Genomic DNA, 18742 nt, shown 5'->3' on the forward strand with positions numbered 1-18742 from the left:
GAGCGCGCTTCCCGCGCGCGTCTTGCGGGTTTTTGCGCGGCGCCGCTCAAGCCGCGGCGTAAGCGGCCGTTATCAAAGCCAGGCAAATGCCCAGCAGCAGGCAGAGCGGGGAATACAAGAGGGCATCCCACTTGGCGAAGGGAGTCCCTTTCCGGCTTTTAAAAAAACCTAACCATTTAAAATCGCCGACCGCCCGCAGAATGAACGCCGCAGACAACCCCCATCCTCCCGGCGAAAACAACCAGCTCGGCAGTGCGGGCTCTCCGTATCCGCCCAATTGCAGGACGAATAGCCCCATGGCCGCGAGCAGCGCCGCCACGCCCCCGGTCGCCCGTTTGGACGGCCGGAACAACGGCTCCCCTTCCCGGCTCGGAACCGCAACGAGCAGCCCCTTTTTTCCGCCCAATACCCAATACCAATGGACGCCGCTCAAGATGAACGAAACGATTCCGACAAGCAAAGCAAGCCAAGCGACCATGCAAATCCCCCCTTAACGTTCGATCAGGCGTTTTCGAATCGAGTTCACATGACGAAGCACGTCTTCCTCCGCAATCCGATCGAGCTTGTGACGCTCATACCAGCCGAGGTAGTAGTGGTACAAAATCCATGCTTTGCTCGTCGCGTCTTCGGCGGACATGCCGAGCTTCGCGAACAATCCGGCTGCAAACTTCATCCGGGCATGCTCCATCGCCTCCAGCACCTTCCGGTAAGCGGGTTCTTTGGCCGACAGTCTCCGGAGGTAAAAGAGAAAATCCCCCTTCCGGGTCGCCGCAAACATCTGCCGCAGCAATTCCGCCAGCTTCTCCTCGGCCGAAGCCGGACTCGACGCGGCCTCCATCACCTGCTTCGTCGACCGGTCGATCCATTCGTCTACGATTCGCCGGACGAACGTCTTGCGGTCGGAGAAATACCAGTAAAAGCTGCTTTTGCTGCACTTGAGCGCCAGCGCCATCTTTTCGATGACCAGCGCCTCCGCCCCGCCCTGGGAGAACCGCTCCATCCCCAATCGAATCCACTGGTCTTCCGTCACCATAATTTTCGGCATCGGCCCGCTCTTTTCTGTACGTTATCGTCTAGATAGTTCCAGCATATGGCTTCTTCTCATGCACGGCAATATCTGTACGAAATCGTACACAAAAATGTCGCCCTTTTTCGTTCGCCGAAACCCGAATGCTTGCAAGCGCTCAGTCGGGGATCCGATGCCGGGTCCTCCTTTTTTCGTTTAAGACTCATTAAAGGTTGCCGCTCTAAGATGGGGGCATGAACGGGGCGGGCAGCCGCCGGAAGAAGCCGTTCAGTTGCCGAAAGGAGTGGAGCTTATGTTCCGCCAACGAAAAAAAACCAAAATCTTCGCCATAATAGCCGTCATTCTGCTGGCGCTCGGCACGACTGCGTACCGGCTCGCCGATCGCTATCTGATCGAGCACGTCGAGGTCGTCGTCGCTCCGAACGGCGCGTCCGCCCAGGGGCGCCCGGAAACGTCCGCAACCTCCGAGTCCGCGGAAGCTTCGGAAGACGCCGGAGCCTCGGAGAGCTCGGGGACATCCGGAACGTCGGAATCCTCCGGAACCGATGCGCCGGACGCCTCCGCGACGGAAGTCGAATGGGACGACTGGAACTACACGGACGAAAACGTCACGATCCGCATCGAAAAAGTGCAAACGGGCTCTGGCGACGACGTCGTCACCTACTTCGTGGCCGACGTCCAGTTAAGCGAATCGGCGGACTTGCTGACCGCCTTCGCCAAAAACGCCTTCGGCACGAACATCACCGAAGACACCTCGACGATCGCCGCCAACAATAACGCCATCTTCGCCATTAACGGCGATTATTACGGCTTCCGCAGCGACGGCGTCGTCATCCGCAACGGGACGCTGTACCGCGACGAACCGGCGCGCGACGGCCTGGCCCTGCTCGAGGACGGCACCCTGATGCCGTATGACGAGGAGGAGACGTCCACGGACGCGCTCCTTGCCCAGGGGGTCACGAACACCTTCTCGTTCGGCCCGATTCTCGTTCAGGACGGCGAGATCGCCGGCGACTTCAGCAGCGTGCGCATCGACAACAACTTCGGCAACCGTTCGATCCAGAACGCCAATCCGCGAACCGGCATCGGGATGATCGCGCCGAACCACTTTCTGTTCATCGTGGTCGACGGACGCGAGGAAGGTTACAGCCGGGGTATGACGCTGACCGAATTCGCGGAGCTGTTCCGGGAGCTCGGGGCCACCGAAGCCTATAATCTCGACGGCGGCGGCTCGTCGACGATGTATTTCATGGGCCGGGTCGTGAACGATCCGCTCGGCGAAGGCAAGGAACGCGGCGTCAGCGACATTATTTACATTCCCCAATCTTAAACAAGGAGGCGAATCCGCATGACGATCCTCATCCCTTCCTACGAACCGGACAACCGGTTGATCGCCCTCGTTCGCCAATTAAAGGAAGCGACCCGCGATTCAATCCTGATCGTCGACGACGGCAGCGGCGAGAAGTACCGCGAAATTTTCGACCAGGCGAAACAAGCGGGCTGCACCGTGCTGAAGCACCCTGTCAACCGGGGCAAGGGCAGCGCGTTGAAAACGGGCTTCGATTACGTGAGACGGCTCGGCGACGGCGAAGGAGTCGTCTGCGCCGACAGCGACGGGCAGCATTTGCCGAAGGATATTTTGAAAGTCATGCAAGCCGTTCGCGAGTTTCGCAACCACATTGTGCTCGGAAGCCGGCAGTTCTCGGGCAGCGTTCCGCTCCGCAGCCGCTTCGGGAATACGGCGACCCGGAAGGCGTTCGCGCTGGCGACCGGTCACTCCATCCGCGATACGCAGACCGGGCTTCGCGGCTACTCCGCCGACATGCTGGACTGGTTATGCCGCATTCCGGGCGAGCGCTTCGAGTACGAAATGAACATGCTGCTGGAAGCCCCGAATGCCGGCTACGGCCTGGTGGAGGTGCCGATCGATACCGTCTATCTCGACGACAACAAATCTTCCCATTTTCGCCCGCTTGCCGATTCCGCGCGTATTTATTTTCCTTTTCTGAAGTTCTGCCTGTCTTCGGGCCTCGCCGCGATCCTCGATTTCGCGCTGCTGCTCGTCTTGCAAGGACTGAAGTCGAATCTGCTGTTGTCCGTCGTCGGGGCGCGTCTGTGCAGTTCGATTTTCAACTATACGATGAATCGCAAATTCGTTTTCGCCAAAGGCAGAAAGGCCGCCGTATCCCGGTCGATGCCTAAATACTTCACCCTGGTCGTCCTTATCGTTTTGCTGAATTACGGGGTGCTGCATTTGTTTCATGAACATATCGGCATTCCGCTCGTCCCGGCCAAGCTGCTGACGGAAGCCGCCCTGTTCTTGTTCAGCTACTGGGCGCAGCGGAAATTCGTTTATTGAACGGGCTTGGCCGCTCCCGATAAGTTAGTTAGTAAACTCGGGGATATTAAGTAATGAATTTTACAGTTCTTACGGGCGCCTCCGGAATTCGTTACAATTGAACCGTGCCCCATTTTTTATCGAAACGAACCAGGGAGGACATCGACGATGAGAACAATCCCGTTGGGAACAAGCTCTTTAGAGGTACCGGTCGTCGCGGTCGGCTGCATGCGCCTCAATTCGCTGGACAAAGCCGGAGCGGAACGATTCGTCAAAACGGCGCTGGACGAAGGCGCGAACTTCTTCGATCATGCGGACATCTACGGCGCGGGCCGTTGCGAGGAGATTTTCGCGGAGGCGGTCGGGATGAACGCGACGGTTCGCGAAAATCTCATTCTTCAATCCAAATGCGGCATCCGCCAGGGCATGTTCGATTTTTCCAAGGAGCATATCCTGCAGTCGGTGGACGGCATCTTGGAGCGGCTGAAAACCGAGTATCTGGACGTGCTGCTGCTGCACCGCCCGGATGCGCTGGTCGAGCCGGACGAGGTGGCCGAGGCGTTCGACCGGCTGGAAGCGTCCGGCAAGGTGCGCCATTTCGGCGTTTCCAACCAGAACCCGCTGCAAATCCAGTTGCTCAAAAAGTCGGTCAAGCAGCCGATCGTCGCCAACCAGCTGCAGCTCAGCATTACGAACGCCACGATGATCTCCAGCGGCTTCAACGTCAACATGGAGAATGAATCGGCGGTCAACCGGGACGGCTACGTGCTGGACTACTGCCGGCTGAACGACATCACCGTCCAGCCGTGGTCCCCGTTCCAGTACGGCTTTTTCAAGGGCGTTTTTCTCGACAACCCGGAGTTCCCGGAACTGAACCGGAAAATCGACGAAATCGCCGCCAAGTACGAAGTGAGCAACACGACGATCGCGATGGCCTGGCTGCTGCGCCACCCCGCGAACATGCAGCCGGTAACCGGCACGATGAATGTCGATCGCCTGAAGGACTGCATCAAGGCAAGCGATATTCGGCTGACGCGCGAGGAATGGTACGAGATCTTCCGCGCCGCCGGCAACGTGCTCCCCTGACCGCCCGGCCCGGCATTCCCGAGAAAACGAGCTTCTTCCTGCGAGCTGCGGAAGAGGCTCTTTCTTTTTCTTGTTCATGCTCTTCGCCGCCGAAAGTGTTTTTCTCTCCCCGCTCGGATTTCATTCCTCTTCCATTTATGTCATAATAAAGGGAGGCATTGTTCCTGTACGCGTTGCTATCGTTTCAGACAAGTTGTCCCGGCCGGAGCATAGAATAGATATAGCCATATCGGGAAGGTGCTGATGGAATGAAAGCGCTTAATGTATGGATCGTGTTGGTCGCCTTTCTTCTTGCAGGCTGCGCGGGAACGAGAACGGGACAGGGGCAAGCGGTCGAAATCGAACGGCTTAAAGTGCTGGATTGGGATAGCGACAGCTTTTATTCCCGATATGGCAACTATTTTCTCTACGAGTTTCCCCAAATTCGTTTCGAGGTTGTCCCGCTGAAACAAGTTTATGCAAGCGGAAGCCCTCCGGAGCAGGAGCAGGAATTGGCCAGGCTGGTTGCGAGCGAGAAACCCGATCTTTTGTTTTTAAACCGGATGCAGTACCGGACCTTGCAGGCCAACGGGGATCTGTTTCCGTTAAAAAGCCTGTTGGGAGACCGGGTATTCGAAAGCTTGCACAAGGGCGTTTTCGAGCTGCTGAAGTTTTACGGGGGCGACGAGCTTTACGGGGTTGCCGCTTCCATGAATTCGAGCTTCCTTTTTTATAACCGGGATTTATTCGATCGTTACGGAATCCGGTTGCCGGACGACCAAATGGATTGGGAGCAGTTTGCCTGGCTGGCGATGCGGTTCCCGGCCGGTCGGACCCTGGGGTTGTATTCCCCGAGCCCCGAGCCAAGCTCGTTTTTGACCAATATCGGCGTCTCCGAAGGCCTGTCCTATCTCTCTCCCGACAAAAGCAAAGTGACGATGAACACGGACGGCTGGGCCGAATTTGCGGAGCTGCTCAAATCGCTTTATGCCGGGAAAACGGTGAACGCGTGGGAGACGCCGTACAACCGGGAAAATCATCCGTTCCTGCACGGGGAGGCCGCGATGACCTTCGGGGATTACGGCTTTTATCGATTGCTGGAGGAACGAAGTTTGCCCTTTGCGTGGGGGGTCATGCCGTTGCCCGGCTCGGACCGGACGCGATCTGCGATCGACCTGGAGCAAGTCGTCTCCGTTTACAAGGACAGCGAAAAGGCGGAAACCGCGGCCAAGCTGATCGAATATATGACCGGCGAGAAAATGACCCGAATGCTGGAACGCACGAAGGCCTCCTTGTCCGCGTCGCTGCATGCTTCGGCCGCTGCGGACGCGGCCCATCCGTTTCATTTCTTGTACGGTCGGAACGCGAATCTGGGCGCTATCGCCAGTTACATGAACGTGAGCGAAATGCCCGATGCGTTTAACGCGGAATTTTCGGCTTTCTACGAGGATACGATTCGTAAAATTGTGCAAGATCAAATCGGGGTAAGGGACGGACTGGCCGAGATCGAAAAGTTCGGCAATGCGCTTATCGCGAATATTCCGGAACCGGCTCTCGACGCCGGCGTTCGACCATAAAGGAAGGGTTGCCCCCGGTCATTCGCATGACCTTCGGGGGCAACCCTTTTTTCGAACTCCTTCTTACTCGACGATCGTTTCGCCGCCTTCCGGACGGCTCGTAAAGTAGTGGTCTCTGGACGCTTCCTCGATGTGATGGAAGGCCCAGTGGCTGGCCGGAACGTCGGACCAGGAGGCTTCTACGCCGTACAGCGGCCCTCTCTCCAGCACCCGGTTGAACACGGTGACGCCTTCGGCGCGGGTCAGAACCTTGTTCGGCTGGAAGCTGCCGTCCGGCATGCCTTCCATGTAACCGGCTTGGTAAACCTTGCCGATCATCTCTTCCGCCCAATGACCGCCGACGTCGGCGAAGCCGTGCTCCGACTCGCCCGCGAGCGCCTTCCAGCGCCCGATAATGACCGCCATTTCCGCGCGGGTAATCTCTTTCTCCGGTTGGAAGCTGCCGTCCGGCATGCCTTCCATGAGACCGGCTCTTGTCACCTGACGAATCGCTTCCGCTGCCCAATGCGTCGCTTTGACATCCGGATAGCTCATCGTTGCGTCTGCCGCCTGCAGATCCAGCACGCGATACAGAATCGTGGCGACTTGCGCCCGGGTCAGCGCGACCGTCGGACCGAACGTTCCGTCCGGAAGCCCGATCATATACGCGCTATGATAGCTTCCTTCGATTCCGTTCCCCGGGGTTCCGTTCGCCCCGTCGTTCAGGTTGAGAATCGTGAAGGTACTGAACTTCTCGATCGTAAAGGTCAATCCCAGCTTGCCTTCGGCATATTCCCCGATTTCCGGCTTCACGACTTTCCGTTCCCCGTCGCTGTGCTCGATGAAAATGACGAGGTTCGACAGGTACGCTTCTCTTGCGGCCGGGGAAGCCGGCACATGGCTGTCGTTCATCGGCAGCGTGATGTTGACGGAACGGCTCGTCATGTTCGTTTCGATCGTCATCGGGCGATCCACAACGTACACGTTTCCGTTATTCAGGATTTGCCGTACGATCTGTTCCGTTCTCGCCCGCTCTTCCACTTGCTTGCGCTCGCTCTCTTGCTTGATCGGCACCAGGTGGAAGTAAAGATTCGGGTTGATGCCGGCCAGCGAAGCGTTCGGAATGGTGATCATGCCGTTATCGGTGTAAATCTCCAGATCTAGTCCGGCGTCTTGTACGGCTTTCAGCGCCGCATCCGGCAATTCCACGCGAACGTCCTTGACGACGTCCTGTTGGTCCGGAATGACGATGCGGACCGCCGGCGCGTTTGCGGCCAGCGTTTTGTCCACGGCTTCGATAGCTTTGTTCGTCGTAAACGTCACTTTATCGCTCTTCGTGCCGTCCGTGTTCGTCGTTCTCTCGATCTCCGTTTGCGCGACGACGCCATGACCGCTGGCTTCGACGTTAACGGTGATCTTCTCGACGCTCGGCGACGGCGACGGTACCGAAACGACCGGTGCCGCTTGACGCGTTACGGTGATCGTGTACGTTTTTTCGCTGCCGTCCTTCTCTTTGACGACGACCGTCACGACATTGCTGCCTACGTTCAGCGCGATCGGATCGCCGGCTTGTCCGCTCGTTGCGGCCTTGCCGTTGACGGCGATCGTCGCTTCCGGATGAGCGGCCGTCAGCGTAAATTGAAGCTCCGCTACGCTGTAGTCCACGCTCATCGCATAGTCGTACACGCCGGCTCCTACGCTCGGCTCGATCGTTCCCGTCGACGGGACGATCGCTACAAGTCCGCTTTTCAGCGTCAAGGCTTGGCGGGCTCCCTGCAGGCCAGCAAGGGCCGCGTCGACTTCCGCTTGGGTCGCGCCTTCGTTGTTCAGCACCGCTTGCGCTTCCGTCAGCTTCGCCTGGTAGTTCGTCCAGCTTGCGGTCGTGTACTCCGCTTCGTTCAGATCAACTGCACGGTCTGCTTCAGCTTGCAGTGCCGACTTGTCGACGACCGGCGTTTGGACGTCTTCTTCCAGCGCTTCTCTTGCCGCCGTCAGGGCTTCCAGAGCTGCATCGACTTCCGCTTGCGTTGCGTCTTCGTTGTTCAGCACCGTCTGTGCAGCTTCCATCGCGTCTTGCAGCGCTTGCCAACTCTCCTGCGTATAACCCTCTGCTTGCAAGTTCTCTTCGTTGATCTCGGTTACTTTTGCTTTCAGAGCCGTCTTGTCAACGGCTGGCTCGGTCGGCTGGTCTACGGTATACGTCTCCGGTTCCGAGGCTTCCGAATCCGTATACGCCGGATTGTCCGACTTCGCCGTCACCGTCACCGTATAGGTGCCCGGCTGAAGCGCCGGATCCAGCGTCGACAGGTCAACGGACGTTCCCGTCGTAACTTCGACTGTCCGGGTCGTGCCATCTTCAAATTCAATCGTTACTTCATATTTGTCCGCATTGGCAACGGCTTCCCATGTCAGATCGTCGCCGGTCAAGTCAACTACCGGCTTCGCCAGCGGAGTCGCCGGTTCAGGTACCGTATACGTCTCCGGTTCCGAGGCTTCCGAATCCGTATACGCCGGATTGTCCGACTTCGCCGTCACCGTCACCGTATAGGTGCCCGGCTGAAGCGCCGGATCCAGCGTCGACAGGTCAACGGACGTTCCTGTTACTTCGACTGTCCGGCTCGTGCCATCCTCAAGTTCGATCGCCACTTCGTACTTGTCCGCATTGGTAACGGCTTCCCATGTCAGATCGTCGCCGGTCAAGTCGACTACCGGCTTCGCCAGCGGAGTCGCCGGTTCAGGTACCGTATACGTCTCCGGTTCCGAGGCTTCCGAATCCGTATACGCCGGATTGTCCGACTTCGCCGTCACCGTCACCGTATAGGTGCCCGCCTGAAGCGCCTTCCAGCGCCTGCCCGCCGAGCAGCAGCGCCGGGCCGAAGCTCCGGGCCGGGTTGAGGAGGTTCCCGTCAGGCCGATGCCGAGGATATGGACGAAGGCCAGCGTCAGGCCGATGACCAGACCGGCTACGGCTCCGTTGCTGGCGGAGGAGGTCACGCCCAAAATTGCGTAAATGAAGACGAAGGTCAATACGATCTCGACGACGACGGCCATCCCCATCGGAATGCCGATCCCGTAGCCTTCGCCGAACCCGTTCTGCCCGAGGCTGGTGACGGCGGCTCCCGTGGAGTCGATGATCGCGAACAGAACGCCGGCTCCCGCGATGGCGCCGGCAACCTGAGCGACGACGTAGCCGATGAAGTCGGCGCCGGACAACTTGCGGCTAAGCAGCATGGCGAGCGAAACCGCCGGATTGATGTGGCAGCCGGAAACCGGACCGATGGCGTAAGCCATCGCCACGATGGACAGGCCGAACGCGAGGGCGATGCCCAGATTGCCCAGGTTGTCCCCCGCCGTCGCGGCGCTGCCGCAGCCGAACAGCACGAGCACGAACGTCCCGATGAATTCGGCGGCATACTTTTTAACGGATGTGTTCATGTTCTCCTCCTGATTCATAGTCGAAATCGCCTAGCCTATTGTAATCAGGAGGTTTGAACAAATTCTGAACGTGATCCCCGGATCAGTTGCTGATCCAGCCGCCGTCGACGGGCAGCTCGATGCCGGTGATGAACTTGGATTCGTCCGAAGCCAGGAACAGATAAGCGTTGGCGATGTCCATCGGCTCTCCGGCATGCGGAGGCAGCGGCGCGTGGTTTTTATAATGCTCGCCCATCTCGACCTGCGATTTGATGCCCGATTTTTCGACCATGCCGGTAAATACGGCGCCCGGATGAACGGAGTTGACGCGAATGTTGTCTTTGGCGAACCATTGCGCCGTATGCTTCGTGAGCGAACGGACGGCGCCTTTCGATGCGCTGTAGGCGGCGCCTTGCGCGTCGGCCATGCCGCCGATGATCGCCGCGATGGACGACGTATTGACGATCGAGCCTTTGCCGTTCTTCTGCATGTGCGGGATGACGGCTTTCATGCCCAGCCATACGCCGGTCGTGTTGATGTCCATGACCTTATTCCAGTCGGGGACGTCCGCGTCCAGAACGCCTTTGGCGATATGGATGCCCGCGTTGTTGATCAGGATATCGATTTTTCCGTATTTCGCGACGGTTTCCTCCACGATGGAGTTCCAGGATTCCGGGCTGGAGACGTCGAGCTTTAACGCGATCGCCTCTCCGCCGTTTGCCACGATTTCGTTCACGCGTTGTTGCAGCGCTTCGACGGCTACGTCCGTCGCGACAACCTTAGCGCCTTCTTTGGCGAACAACTGCGCGCCGGCCAAGCCCATGCCGCTAGCCGCTCCCGTAATAATCGCTACTTTTCCCGAAAGTCTACCCATGTTCGTCATCCTTTCTGTAGTCGGCTATGACAGGTTCCTGCCACTTCAAGTATAGAAAGCACGGAAAGCGCGCTCAATCGGCAAAATATTCGCGCTTTGTACGTTAAACGAACGGGGAAAGCCTTCTGTTCAAAAAAAGAGCGTTCGTGAACAAAAACGGAACGAATTGCTCGCTTGCGGAACTGACGGTTATGGGTGCGCGTCGCCTCGCCTTTAAGCCTACGTTGGAAAACGTCCAACGAAGAGCCGCCAAAAAGCGATCCGCCCCCGCTACGCTGGATTTTATCCAACGGAATCAAGCGATTTGGCTCCATTTGGAGAATACCCGGCTTTTTCGTTGGATAAAATCCACTGCAGCCGGCCGAATCGGCCAAAAGGCGCTTCCTCGTTGGACAAAATCCACTGCAGGCAGTCGCTTTCCCCTCGCCTTCGATCAGCATCCCCTCGGCTCGACTCCTTCCCGATCTAAGGAAGAGGGATTCCCTCGCTTAACTCCTCTCCCGTCCGGTCGAATCCGTCATACGGGACGAGCCTGTATTTCTCCTTCCGGAGATCGATCGGAGCGTATCGGCCATAGGAGATCTCCCCGGCCTCGTCGGATACGTAAGCCTCCCGGTACGTCAGCTCCTCGCCGTCCGCCGATACGATCTTAAAATGGACGGCCTCCGACGCCTCCGTAACGTCATAGTAGACCATCGTCGAGACGGGCGTCGACACGACCTTTGACACCGTCACCTTTTGCCCGTTCTGAAGCCTGACGGTCTTGTTCAGCTCGATCGTCGTCGTGTCCTGCGCCAACCGGCTTGTCGGGACCGAAATGTCGAAGACCCAAGGCTCCTCGATCGGTTTCCGAAGATCGAACGTGTCGTATGCAAGGGTCACCCGAAGCTGCTCGTCATCCGGCAAATCCCGCAATTCGATATCGCCGTAAATCGTATACATGCGGTCGTTGACTTCGATGGACTGTCCTCTTCGCGTACGAACGAGATCTTCACCGTTGACAAGAACGCGCGGAATGAGGTAGGTTCGGTAACCGAACGAAACCCCCGCCGCCGGCTCGTACGTCGAGCTGATGAGCAGGTTGTCGTTATCGACCAGAACCTCGTTCAGGGTCAGCTTGCCGTAGGCGTTTTGCGCCGTTTGGCCGATTTGCGTTTTATAGGCCGAATAATCGAGAGGCTCGTTTTGATCCAAAAAGCGCTCGATAAGCCCCGCCACGAAGGGCACGTTCGCGATCGTCGCAGGATTAAGGGGCACGATCAGCCCCATAGCCAGCAAGAAGGCGGACGCCATGCCGACCCATTTCCCCGATTTTGCCCGTTCGGGTTTCCGCAGCTTCCGAAGTACGCGATGCTCCCACCGCTTTTGCTCCTCCTCGGTCAGAGCCGGTTCCTCGAACTGCGAGACGTCCAGCCGCAGTTCGTTCAACTCCCGATAGATGGACATGCCGTCACACCCCGTTTCTTGAAGTGAAAATCCGTCTAAGCTTTTGGCGGCCGCGCGACAGCTTGTTGTGGATCCACGATTCCTTCACGTCGAGCTGCCGGGCCAGTTCGCGAGAGGGGACTCCCTCCAGGTAATATTTCTCGAAAATCATTCTCTCCCCGGCCGTCAGATGGGCCAGCACTTCGTCCACGTCCTGCCGGTCGCAAAGCGGCTGCCGGCCGGGCAGCGTCTCGGCCAATTCCGCATCCGTCACCGGCTCCCGATGCTTCCTCGCTTTCCGATAGCTGTCGATAGCGCGGAATTTGGCGATGGCGGCGATCCATTGTTTGAACGTGTTTTTTTCGGGATCGAAGGTATCGATTTGGTTCCAGACGGCCAGGAGCACGTCATCCAGACACTCCTCGCAATCCCGGCGGTCATAAGGCACGTAGCGCTTGATGATCGACACGAGCAAGCCCCCATAGCATTGAATGAGAAACGCGATGGCCTTTTCGTTCCGGTCCCGGATGTGCCGCACCACGTTTTCCTCGGTTATGTCCACAAACGCTTTCCCTCCTTGCGCTGATCATTGGCGCCTACAGGGTAATTCGTTGCATCACGGGCGATTCTATCATTGGGAAAAAATAAAGCATATATCGGGCCTATCCAGCAATAAAAAGCCCGCCCCTCAATCGGGACGGACTCCATATCGGCAAAGCTTCCGTTCATCGCTCGAACAACGGAAATAGCTGGTTGTTTGCCGCTTCGAAAAGCAGCTCATCCCTCTTTTGAAGCGCGCGGCCCGTACGATCGTTCCTATCGCCCGTGCCCGAACGGCGCTCTTTTCGCACCTTTTAGGAAACGTTCACGAGCCCCCGAACGAAGGCCTCGAATTTCGGGGCGAGTCTTGTGATTCGGTACCCGTTCTCTTTATCGACGTAGACAATCTCGGGCTCCCCATCGTTGCCGCAGTCGCGGTAGTCCAGCATCACCACGCCGGCCTCGGAAGGACAATCGCAAATGACCACGCCGATTTCGGGGTAGCCTCCGTTTTCGATCGTGGCCCGGCTGCCCAAATCCCCGCACAGCGAGCGCTTCTTCTTCCGCCCGATTCCCGAAATTCCCGAAATCTCGATAAAGCCGTCGGTCCCGGAGTCCGATTCGCCCAGCGGATAAAACCGGTTGCGGGGAACGCCCCCGTTCTGTGCCTTCATCATCCGCACGTAAAAAGTTGGCAGCTTGAACACCAGTTCTTCTTCCACGGAAGCGATCAGTTCGTCGCTCGGCCATTCGGAGCTATAGTCGTTCGCCCGCCCGCCTTCCTCCCAGAAGTCCTTCAAATCGATGCCGATATCGGCTTTCGCTTCGGCCTTGGGCGCTTTCGCGGGCTTCTTGGGGAGCTTGCTTTCGATCCAGCCCAAAAACTCCAGCGTGTCCTCGTCCCCGGGCTCCAGCCGGTCGGCCGTTTCAAACGCTTTCCTGGCGTCTTCGTACCGTTCCAAATAATAATAGGCGAGCCCGATGCGGTAATGCCACAGCGGGTCCTCCTTGCCCTCTCTTTTCACCGACAGGAACTGCTTGACCGCTTCTTCGTAGCGTTCCAGATTGTTCAGCGCCCGGCCCAGGTGGCTGGTCAGCGCATAGCCCCGGCTTTTCGCCGGAATTTCCGTGACCGCTTCCACGATTTTCTCGTATTCTTCTTCCTCGTGCCATTGTTCCAGCTTGTCCAAGAGCTCTTCGCTCATCGTTCAGGCCTCCCCCTCGAATTTCCATTGCTGCCATTATACCATTTCCCGCAGGCCGTCTGGAAATGCCGGCCCTCCGGTTTGTCTCGTCATGCTTTTTCTGGAAGCGTTCGAAACGGTGTGGTCGCTGGGGCTGGCTTCCGTCGGCTATATCGCCGTTCACCTGGGCCATGCTTTTCTTCCTCGCTTCCAGCTGATCGAATCGGGCGTACATGTCCCGCTCGGTTTCCAGAGGTCCGACGACCAGTACGCAATCCTCCAGGCACGTAAAGGTATACTCGGAAGATTTATCGGATTTATGGTGATTAAAAACCGCGATCGCCTGCTCTTCCGTATAAAAGTTAGAAGTGACCTCTTTGCCCGCTTCGTCGACCGAATGCTGCCGGATGCAACCCTTCAGTACGAAAAAACAGGTGTCGGGAATGTCCCCTTGCCGGAGGAGCACCGTCCCTTTCGGATATTCCTCGACCCGGATGGCGTCCACGATCGCCCGCTGCTCCACCTCGGCAAGCGTCGTGTGCCGGTTCAGGTACTTGAACAATATGCTCTTCATGCCGGGCCCCTTTCCTTTGTCCTCTCCATCCACAGCTCGTTGGCCTTTTGGAGTTTTTCCGCATACGCGCGATAAGACGGGCTCAACATTTTCATATTGGCGATCAACACCTCGTCATAACCGCTGCTTTTCCGGAATTCCGACAATGCCTGCCGCAGCTTGTATGCCGGAGTCGTCTTAAACGCATCCGAAGACAGGAACTTCATGTACTCTTCCATGGTCTTTCGATTGTCGGTCATGTAGCCTTCGGGATTTTCGACGGCGTTGTGCAGCGTGCCGGTTATGTGATCGATGTCCTCGGTCCGCATGAGCGAAACATGCTCCAAATCCCTTTCGAGTTCATCCGGGATCTTCAGGTTGTCGAGGAAATCGACGATTTCGGCGTATGCTTTTTCTTGTTCGGCGGTATCCGCTTTCCCGTCCAAAAACCGGCCGAAATGGATCGACAGGAACATGCCGTACGAGCCCGGAAAAGACAGCGCCAGTTTTTCCTTAAGGGCAAGCATGCGGTCCAGACCGGTCCGGATTTCTTCCATTGCTTTATCGATATTATAATTTAGGATTAACTGCTCGATTCCTTTTTGTTGTTCGCTTATTCTCTGCTTTTTTAAATCCGTCAGGTATTCGTATTTGGATAGGGTTAACGGCTTGTTCTCGCTTGCAAGCACGTCTTTTATCTCCGAAACGCCCAGCCCCAATTTCCGGAGGACGGCGATTTCCTTCAGCCGGGACACCTCCTCATCGCGATAATTCCGGTACCCGCTATCTCCGACCTCCGGATGCAAGAGTCCCTGCCTTTCGTAATATTCTACCGCCTTCTTGGTAAGCGAACATTTTTGGCATACTTCGTGAATCAGCATCGCGTTCACCTCGAAACCATCATAAACTCATCCCCAAGGCGGCAGTCAAGGAGAAATCACTCCGGACCGTCAAGCGCAAGAGTCTCAAGCAGGCCCGAACCTGCTTTCAATTGCCAACGATGAGGACCCGCTTCCGTCAGGAGGTTCCGCAAACACAGTTTTGTATGATATTTCATACAAAAACCCTTCATTTACGGCTTTCGCGGTGACTTTTGTACGATTTATCATATAAAGTCGGCCCATCAGGAGGTTCCGCACGCATTTTTGTGTGAAATTTCATACAAAAACCCTTCATTTACGGCTTACGCGAGGACTTTTGTACGATTTTTCATACAGAATAGCCTCGTCAGGCGATTCCGTTAACAGTATTTTCGTGCATACCTCCGCCATCTGCCGTTCGTTTATGTTTACGAATGAGGCAACTTCCGAATTGGCCAATTGGAGGAGTAGACAAAAAATACGTCTTCATTCACCGTGAAAACGTACTGGTTAACCTATAAATCAAAACCCGCCCCGAAAAAGCGGGACCGTCTTCATGACGCCGTATTCCCGCAAGCTCAAGTAATCGTCGTCCGCCCCGAGAATCAGATGATCGAGCAGTTGGATGCCCAACAGCTCCCCGGCCTGGGCGAGCCGGTGCGTCACCTTCACGTCCTCCGGGCTCGGGTCCGGATCTCCGCTCGGATGCCAGTGGGCGCAAATGATGGAGGCGGCGTTGGCCAGAATCGCCGTTTTGTACACTTCCCTCGGATGGATCAGCATGCTGTCGAGGGTGCCGATGGCAATGACCTGAAGCGCGGTCGGCCGATTTTTGATGTCGAGGCAAAGCAGCACGAACAGCTCCCGGTCCGACTCCGAGCCGATAAACCGGCGGAACAGACGGTGGGCTTCTTCCGGGGATTCGATCTTGGACAGAGCCAGAATGCTCTTTTCCCTGATCAGCTTCAAATTGACGATATCGACTCGTTTTAGTGGCGCATACTCTTCCTGCTGCACGGCAACCTCCCGCATCGTAACGTGTCCGTTCTCTTCACTCTTCGGCATCCAGATTCAGAAGCTCCGCCACCTTGGCCCGGTACTTGTTCCCTTTTCCGCCGATGAGCCGCGAAAGGCCGTATTCCGGAATGCCGTGCCGCTGGCAAAACGTCTTTTGGTTGACTTGCATTTCCGCCAGTTTTCTCTTGATGGCCCAACCGAAGCTGCTAATGGGTTGCTTTCGCTGCACAAGCTTCCCCCCATATTCCATCATCAAGATCGGAATGTGCTATAATTTACATGCAATCGGATTGCATATCTTTCATTATAGACGCATATGCGCCTATTTTCAATCATTTTTTGTCGAAAATGCGCCAAATTAGGCGATTTATATCTGCGGTTTCGAGGTGTGATAGATGAGCGAAAAATTGAACGCGCACGGGATGCGGATCGCAAGGCGCATCGAGTACGTGCTTGAAAAACGCGGCATCAAGAAAAGCGAGCTCGCCGCCCAAACCGGCGTGAGCACGGGCAATCTGGGCGATTGGAAACGGGGAAAGTCGGCGCCCGGCGCAATTGCGCTCATCGAGATTTCGAAGTTTTTGGGGGTCAGCGTCGACTGGCTGCTGGCGGAAGGCGAGCCGTCTTACGAGCTGAAGGAGGGGAGTCCCGCTTATTTTTTTGGCGAAAAATTGCAATCGGATTGCAGCGACGCCGATCTGACCGACGAAGAGCGGAGCTTCATCCGGGAGTACATCGAATTCGCCAGGCATCGGAGACAACGCGGGAAAAACTAAGCGAAGCCGAAGCCTGCCGGCGCAGGCCGACTTCGCTATTCATGCGGATCAGCGCCGCCCGTGCAGGATCGGCTTTTCCATGTACAAGGCTCTATTTATTTTACACGAAAAACCGTCCCGCAAATGAAAAAAGCCGCTCTTGACGAGGGCTTGTTTACGGATCGGCGATCCGGCCGGCCTGCTGCTGCTATTCGTACTGGGCGGCAAGAAACGCCAGCACTTCGGCCTGAAGCCGTTCATGGAACCGTTCCCGGTCAAAACCGGGAGGATCCTGGGCCGGAAGAAACCCGGGGACGGCCATGGATTCCGGAAAAGGACTCAGAAAGGAAAAATGGCCCGCGTTTTCGATCGTCCGGTAATGAACTTTGCGGGGATCGGCTACCCCATTAACGACAATTTGCGCGTGAAAAGGGGGCGTATACGGGTCCCGCTCCGCATCCAGCATGAGAATGGGAAGGTCCACCGCCCGCAGCGCCCCCTCATCGCGAAACCAGACGGATGCCGGGGCCAGCAGCACCAGCGACCGGATTCGGGGATCGGGCGTTACCTCGATCGCCTGCGGCGTACCGTCCGGCGTTTCATGCGGGAAAGCCCTTGGCAAGCCGCCCGCCGCCGCAAGCGCCGTGTACCCTCCCATCGAATGGCCGATGACGGACACGGCATCCGGCACAAGCTTCCCGCGGAACGCGTCCTGCCCGAAAACCCAATCGATCGCCATCCGGAGATGCCTCGGCCGATACGCGAGATTGCGGGCCGTCCCTTCCAGGCTGTTATCGTTCCGATTATTGTACGGGTGCTCCGGCATGCCGACGACGAAGCCGTTGCGCGCCAAGTGCCGGGCCAGCGTCCGGTAGACGAGCGGCGAGCCGCCCGTGCCGTGCGAGAGGATCGCAAGGGGGAACCGGCCTTCCGCCGGTTCGGCGCCCCTCGCCAGCTCCAGCGCATACGGCCCCAGCCGGTCGGGCCGTTCCGCCGAGGCGGCCGGGTACAGGACCGTCATCGGAAAAGCGATATCCAATGAGCGGTCGACGATCTTTCCTTCGCGTACGCCCGCGAATCCATTAGTCCGTCCGAATTTGTTCATTTTTCTCGTCCTTTCTTTCTTGTCCCCGCCCCGAGTCGGCCCCCGAGCATACGGGAATGTAAAGGTCCAGCTCGGAATCCTCGCTGTTCGGCCCCCGGTATCTGGGATCGTACCGCGCGAACTCCGGCTCGTGGCCGCGCTGCCATCCGGATTGGGGCAACCAGGCAAGATAGATATATTGGAACGTTTCCGGAAGCCGCGCCAGCGGTCCCCGATGCGTAAATACGGCATATGTCGCGGAGGGGAGCCTTTTGCCGACCATTCCTTCCGGGAGAAGCCCCGCTTCCTCCGCTTCGACGCAGGCGGTGTACGCCACTTCCCACCGCTGTCCGGTCAATTCGATCAACGCGTAGAAAACATCGCCGGGCCCCCGTCTTGAACGGATCTCTCCCAGGCGCTGCCTGAAGCGACCCCATAGCGCCCCGATTTTGCGGGAATCGAGGCCCTGCTCTTCCAGTCCGACCAGATAGCGTTCGCCCGTCTTGACGATCTCCGGCTCCCGGGATACTCCGGCATGAAGGTGTCGCAGCCTTTTTTCGTCCAATGCGCTCTTCTCCATCGCCCGGAACAGCGTGTTTTTCATGTCGGTCTGCTTCCGGAATTGTCCGGGCGTGATGGAAAAAAGGTTTTGAAACGCGCGGGTAAAGGCTTCCTGCGACTGGAATTGGTATTTGACGGCAATGTCCATAATTCGCTGGTCGGTATGAAACAACTCGTAAGCCGCATGCGTCAGTCTCCGACTCCGGATGTACTCCGACACGGTCGTCCGGGTTAACGCCAAAAAAATGCGGTGAAAATGAAAAGGAGAATAGCCGACCCGCTCGGCGATTTCTTCGATCGCGATCTTTTGGAGAAGGCGGTCTTCGATATAATCGACCGCTTGGCTCACCGACTCGAAATAGTTCATTTCAACGCCTCCATGGAGATACCCCAACTATACTACAGCTTCGCTTTCCGCTTTTGATTTTTTCTGCGGAATTCGGCGTTGTTCGTTTCGTATTGTATATCGGTATATTCGTATACTATAAT

18 protein-coding genes and 1 pseudogene are annotated in these 18742 nt (G+C 57.2%); 5 read left to right on the forward strand and 14 right to left on the reverse strand.

All coding sequences use genetic code 11. The features are described 5' to 3' along the window. Nucleotides 1–46: 46 nt before the first annotated feature. Together B7E11_RS03755 and B7E11_RS03760 are read right to left on the reverse strand one after the other, a co-directional pair. Nucleotides 47–478 carry a DUF3995 domain-containing protein gene (locus tag B7E11_RS03755; RefSeq protein WP_080832282.1) on the reverse strand — a complete coding sequence of 144 codons (432 nt, stop codon included), beginning with the start codon at nucleotides 476–478 and terminating at the stop codon, nucleotides 47–49. A 12-nt stretch (nucleotides 479–490) separates the two neighbouring features. Continuing rightward, nucleotides 491–1045 (reverse strand): TetR/AcrR family transcriptional regulator, encoded by a 555-nt coding sequence (locus B7E11_RS03760; RefSeq protein WP_080832283.1) that lies wholly within the window; start codon nucleotides 1043–1045, stop codon nucleotides 491–493. Between the two features lie 274 nt (nucleotides 1046–1319). On the opposite strand from B7E11_RS03760, the gene B7E11_RS03765 reads away from it, so the two are divergent. The 4 genes from B7E11_RS03765 to B7E11_RS03780 all read left to right on the forward strand — a co-directional run bounded on the left by B7E11_RS03765 (nucleotide 1320) and on the right by B7E11_RS03780 (nucleotide 6007). Beyond that, nucleotides 1320–2357, forward strand: a complete 1038-nt coding sequence (locus B7E11_RS03765; protein ID WP_080832284.1) for a phosphodiester glycosidase family protein — start codon at nucleotides 1320–1322, stop codon at nucleotides 2355–2357. An 18-nt stretch (nucleotides 2358–2375) separates the two neighbouring features. Continuing rightward, entirely contained in the window at nucleotides 2376–3386 is a 1011-nt protein-coding gene (locus tag B7E11_RS03770; RefSeq protein ID WP_080832285.1) for a bifunctional glycosyltransferase family 2/GtrA family protein, read from the forward strand. A gap of 147 nt (nucleotides 3387–3533) precedes the next feature. After that, on the forward strand, nucleotides 3534–4451 hold the full coding sequence (locus B7E11_RS03775) for an aldo/keto reductase (RefSeq protein ID WP_080832286.1): 918 nt from the start codon (nucleotides 3534–3536) through the stop codon (nucleotides 4449–4451). 248 nt (nucleotides 4452–4699) lie between these two features. Next, nucleotides 4700–6007 (forward strand): ABC transporter substrate-binding protein, encoded by a 1308-nt coding sequence (locus tag B7E11_RS03780; RefSeq protein ID WP_080832287.1) that lies wholly within the window; start codon nucleotides 4700–4702, stop codon nucleotides 6005–6007. Nucleotides 6008–6070: 63 nt separating this feature from the next. Here B7E11_RS03780 and B7E11_RS03785 read toward each other — a convergent pair whose 3' ends face one another. The 10 genes and pseudogenes from B7E11_RS03785 to B7E11_RS30565 form a co-directional block, all read right to left on the reverse strand. Then, nucleotides 6071–9421, reverse strand: coding sequence for an aquaporin (locus B7E11_RS03785; protein ID WP_213084118.1), 3351 nt, complete (start codon nucleotides 9419–9421; stop codon nucleotides 6071–6073). Between the two features lie 82 nt (nucleotides 9422–9503). Then, on the reverse strand, nucleotides 9504–10274 hold the full coding sequence (locus B7E11_RS03795) for an SDR family NAD(P)-dependent oxidoreductase (protein ID WP_080832289.1): 771 nt from the start codon (nucleotides 10272–10274) through the stop codon (nucleotides 9504–9506). A gap of 5 nt (nucleotides 10275–10279) precedes the next feature. Beyond that, complete coding sequence (locus tag B7E11_RS28765; protein WP_139787056.1) at nucleotides 10280–10714, reverse strand: hypothetical protein; 435 nt, start codon at nucleotides 10712–10714, stop codon at nucleotides 10280–10282. Nucleotides 10715–10739: 25 nt separating this feature from the next. Beyond that, entirely contained in the window at nucleotides 10740–11720 is a 981-nt protein-coding gene (locus B7E11_RS03800; protein ID WP_080832290.1) for a DUF4179 domain-containing protein, read from the reverse strand. Nucleotides 11721–11724: 4 nt separating this feature from the next. Beyond that, nucleotides 11725–12261 carry a sigma-70 family RNA polymerase sigma factor gene (locus B7E11_RS03805; protein WP_080832291.1) on the reverse strand — a complete coding sequence of 179 codons (537 nt, stop codon included), beginning with the start codon at nucleotides 12259–12261 and terminating at the stop codon, nucleotides 11725–11727. A 292-nt stretch (nucleotides 12262–12553) separates the two neighbouring features. After that, on the reverse strand, nucleotides 12554–13444 hold the full coding sequence (locus B7E11_RS03810; RefSeq protein ID WP_080832292.1) for an SMI1/KNR4 family protein: 891 nt from the start codon (nucleotides 13442–13444) through the stop codon (nucleotides 12554–12556). A 157-nt stretch (nucleotides 13445–13601) separates the two neighbouring features. Beyond that, a pseudogene (locus B7E11_RS03815) lies at nucleotides 13602–13997 on the reverse strand (Crp/Fnr family transcriptional regulator); the annotation flags it as partial. Next, a complete protein-coding gene (locus tag B7E11_RS03820; RefSeq protein WP_080832293.1) occupies nucleotides 13994–14857 on the reverse strand; it encodes a MerR family transcriptional regulator in 864 nt (287 codons plus the stop codon). The pseudogene B7E11_RS03815 and the gene B7E11_RS03820, both read right to left, overlap by 4 nt. A 501-nt stretch (nucleotides 14858–15358) precedes the next feature. After that, on the reverse strand, nucleotides 15359–15901 hold the full coding sequence (locus tag B7E11_RS03825) for a JAB domain-containing protein (protein ID WP_080832294.1): 543 nt from the start codon (nucleotides 15899–15901) through the stop codon (nucleotides 15359–15361). Next, on the reverse strand, nucleotides 15888–16022 hold the full coding sequence (locus B7E11_RS30565) for a hypothetical protein (RefSeq protein ID WP_275901448.1): 135 nt from the start codon (nucleotides 16020–16022) through the stop codon (nucleotides 15888–15890). Before B7E11_RS30565 ends, B7E11_RS03825 begins: the two co-directional genes overlap by 14 nt. Before the next feature lie 226 nt (nucleotides 16023–16248). On the opposite strand from B7E11_RS30565, the gene B7E11_RS03835 reads away from it, so the two are divergent. After that, a complete protein-coding gene (locus B7E11_RS03835; RefSeq protein WP_240353188.1) occupies nucleotides 16249–16629 on the forward strand; it encodes a helix-turn-helix domain-containing protein in 381 nt (126 codons plus the stop codon). Nucleotides 16630–16816: 187 nt separating this feature from the next. On the opposite strand, the gene B7E11_RS03840 is transcribed toward B7E11_RS03835, so the two are convergent. Together B7E11_RS03840 and B7E11_RS03845 are read right to left on the reverse strand one after the other, a co-directional pair. Beyond that, nucleotides 16817–17713, reverse strand: coding sequence for an alpha/beta hydrolase family protein (locus B7E11_RS03840; RefSeq protein WP_080832296.1), 897 nt, complete (start codon nucleotides 17711–17713; stop codon nucleotides 16817–16819). After that, complete coding sequence (locus B7E11_RS03845) at nucleotides 17691–18620, reverse strand: AraC family transcriptional regulator (RefSeq protein WP_080832297.1); 930 nt, start codon at nucleotides 18618–18620, stop codon at nucleotides 17691–17693. Before B7E11_RS03845 ends, B7E11_RS03840 begins: the two co-directional genes overlap by 23 nt. Between the last annotated feature and the right edge of the window lie 122 nt (nucleotides 18621–18742).

The sequence above is a fragment of the Cohnella massiliensis genome, from assembly GCF_900169535.1.
GTDB lineage: Bacteria > Bacillota > Bacilli > Paenibacillales > Paenibacillaceae > Cohnella > Cohnella algarum.

What these genes read in the sequence shown, in the direction of transcription:
- B7E11_RS03820 (WP_080832293.1), bottom strand. Translation starts at nt 14,857, where the DNA reads ATGCTGATTCACGAAGTATGCCAAAAATGTTCGCTTACCAAGAAGGCG.
- B7E11_RS03810 (WP_080832292.1), bottom strand. Translation starts at nt 13,444, where the DNA reads ATGAGCGAAGAGCTCTTGGACAAGCTGGAACAATGGCACGAGGAAGAA.
- B7E11_RS30565 (WP_275901448.1), bottom strand. Translation starts at nt 16,022, where the DNA reads ATGCAAGTCAACCAAAAGACGTTTTGCCAGCGGCACGGCATTCCGGAA.
- B7E11_RS03845 (WP_080832297.1), bottom strand. Translation starts at nt 18,620, where the DNA reads ATGAACTATTTCGAGTCGGTGAGCCAAGCGGTCGATTATATCGAAGAC.
- B7E11_RS03795 (WP_080832289.1), bottom strand. Translation starts at nt 10,274, where the DNA reads ATGGGTAGACTTTCGGGAAAAGTAGCGATTATTACGGGAGCGGCTAGC.
- B7E11_RS03785 (WP_213084118.1), bottom strand. Translation starts at nt 9,421, where the DNA reads ATGAACACATCCGTTAAAAAGTATGCCGCCGAATTCATCGGGACGTTC.
- B7E11_RS03755 (WP_080832282.1), bottom strand. Translation starts at nt 478, where the DNA reads ATGGTCGCTTGGCTTGCTTTGCTTGTCGGAATCGTTTCGTTCATCTTG.
- B7E11_RS03835 (WP_240353188.1), top strand. Translation starts at nt 16,249, where the DNA reads ATGAGCGAAAAATTGAACGCGCACGGGATGCGGATCGCAAGGCGCATC.
- B7E11_RS28765 (WP_139787056.1), bottom strand. Translation starts at nt 10,714, where the DNA reads ATGCTGATCGAAGGCGAGGGGAAAGCGACTGCCTGCAGTGGATTTTGT.
- B7E11_RS03775 (WP_080832286.1), top strand. Translation starts at nt 3,534, where the DNA reads ATGAGAACAATCCCGTTGGGAACAAGCTCTTTAGAGGTACCGGTCGTC.
- B7E11_RS03800 (WP_080832290.1), bottom strand. Translation starts at nt 11,720, where the DNA reads ATGTCCATCTATCGGGAGTTGAACGAACTGCGGCTGGACGTCTCGCAG.
- B7E11_RS03760 (WP_080832283.1), bottom strand. Translation starts at nt 1,045, where the DNA reads ATGCCGAAAATTATGGTGACGGAAGACCAGTGGATTCGATTGGGGATG.
- B7E11_RS03765 (WP_080832284.1), top strand. Translation starts at nt 1,320, where the DNA reads ATGTTCCGCCAACGAAAAAAAACCAAAATCTTCGCCATAATAGCCGTC.
- B7E11_RS03825 (WP_080832294.1), bottom strand. Translation starts at nt 15,901, where the DNA reads ATGCCGAAGAGTGAAGAGAACGGACACGTTACGATGCGGGAGGTTGCC.
- B7E11_RS03770 (WP_080832285.1), top strand. Translation starts at nt 2,376, where the DNA reads ATGACGATCCTCATCCCTTCCTACGAACCGGACAACCGGTTGATCGCC.
- B7E11_RS03840 (WP_080832296.1), bottom strand. Translation starts at nt 17,713, where the DNA reads ATGAACAAATTCGGACGGACTAATGGATTCGCGGGCGTACGCGAAGGA.
- B7E11_RS03780 (WP_080832287.1), top strand. Translation starts at nt 4,700, where the DNA reads ATGAAAGCGCTTAATGTATGGATCGTGTTGGTCGCCTTTCTTCTTGCA.